At 43.8% G+C, this 2,040-nt stretch carries 1 protein-coding gene; it reads left to right on the plus strand.

Features of this window, described 5'->3' with window-relative positions; genetic code table 11:
• Positions 1 to 2,040, plus strand: a 2,040-nt coding sequence (locus tag ACS8FD_RS13310; protein WP_439276235.1) for a penicillin-binding protein 1A, incomplete at both ends; no start/stop codon positions are given.

Consider the following 2,040-nt stretch of genomic DNA (forward strand, 5'->3'; position numbering starts at 1 on the left):
CAAAAATTACTTTTTAAGCCCTGAGCGTACTTTAAACAGAAAGTTAACCGAACTGTTTTTAGCGCGTAAAATGGAAGATGAGCTGAGTAAAAATGATATCCTGACGTTATATGTCAACAAAATTTATCTTGGAGAAGGTGCATACGGTATACGTGCAGCAGCCAAAAAATATTATAGTAAGTCTTTGGAGAGTCTGACCGTTGCTGAAATGGCTATGCTGGCAGGCTTACCTAAAGCGCCATCAAAGTATAATCCTGTCGCCAACCCTGATCGTGCACTTACCCGCCGTAACTGGATTATTGGTCGCATGCATGAGCTTGGTTATATCAGTGATGCTGAGCATAGCGAAGCTATAAGTGCCCCTATCGGTCTAAAACTTTATCAAGAAAAGCTTGATGTCAACATGCCTTATCTGGCAGAAATGACACGTTATGCCTTGGTCAATCGCTATGGTGAACAAGTGGTTAACGGAGGCTGGCGCGTTCGCCTTACTGTCGATAGTGAGGCACAACAAGCGGCTGAAGCAGCTATATCGAAAGGGCTAATAGCCTATGATCATCGCCATGGCTGGCGAGGTGCAGAAGCAAATGATGAGCCTTTAGAAGACTTTCGACGTTATGGCGGTATGTATCCAGCTAAAGTCACTAAAGTTAACTCACGTAGCTTTGAAGCCACAATGCCATCTGGTGAAAACGTTACGGTTAACTGGTCAGGTATGAGCTGGGCACGTAAGTATTTTTCAGCGAATCGTATTGGCTATTACCCAAGTAACGCTAAACAAATTGTGAATGAGAATGATATTATTCGCTTGGTACCGACTAATAATGGTGGTTGGAAACTGGCACAGATACCAGATGTACAAGGCAGTCTGGTTTCGCTAAATCCTGATACAGGGGCAGTCAACGCCCTAGTTGGCGGCTTTGACTTTAATCACAGTAAGTTTAATCGTGCACTGCAGGGTTGGCGTCAACCAGGTTCAACGATTAAGCCACTGGTTTATACAGCTGCCCTAGAAAAAGGCTATCGCTCAGATAGTATTGTTTCAGATCGCCCTATCCAAGTAGGTGAATGGAAACCCAAAAACTCCGATCAACGTTTTTTAGGTGACATTACCTTGCGCCGTGGTCTATACCTGTCACGCAACTTAGTCTCTATACGTTTGCTACAAGCCATTGGCATCTCAGATACACGCAATTTACTAGATCAGTTTGGGCTGGATAAAGAAAAGCTACCAACGACCTTATCGTTAGCGCTTGGTACTGGACAGGCAACGCCGTTACAAATGGCCACTGCTTATGCAAGTTTCGCCAATGGCGGGCACCGTGTTCAACCTTATTTTATTGAACAAATCTACAATTATGACAATAAATTGTTGTTTCAAGCAAATCCACAGCAAGCGTGCGCATTGTGTTTTAATGAACAAGTCGACAGCCTTAATGCCAAACTGGTTGAAGAGTATAATCAGTCGCTTAAAGACGAAGATGACAACTCTAATGATGAGTTAGTAAATACTGATAATTTAGAAGAAGAAACTGAGCAAGCAGTCGATACTAGTAATTTAAGTATCTATGATGCCAGTCCACAAGCAGATCGTCTAAAAGCACCTGCAGTACAATACCTACATGCAAGCCAAGCACCGCGTATCTTAAAGCCAAGAGTTGCTTTTGAGATGGCTGATATTTTGCGCGATGTTGTGCAGCGCGGTACAGCGGTACGTGCAAAAGCTTTGGGTCGTAGCGATATTGGTGGTAAAACGGGCACTACCAATGAAGCCAAAGACGCTTGGTTTGCAGGGTTTCATCCAACCAGTGCCACTGTGGTCTGGATGGGCTTTGATCAACCATCGACATTAGGGCGACGTGAATATGGAGGCGTCGCAGCGCTACCAGTATGGATGGACTTTATGAAGGTACAACTAAAAGATCAACCTTACCAATGGGTTTCGATCAACAATCGTGCCAAATCCAAAAAGCAACAACAGCGTATTCTAGAGATGACTGATGATGGGATTGTCGATCCTGATGATGAAAACCAAAAGAT

The organism is Psychrobacter sp. 1U2, assembly GCF_051847575.1.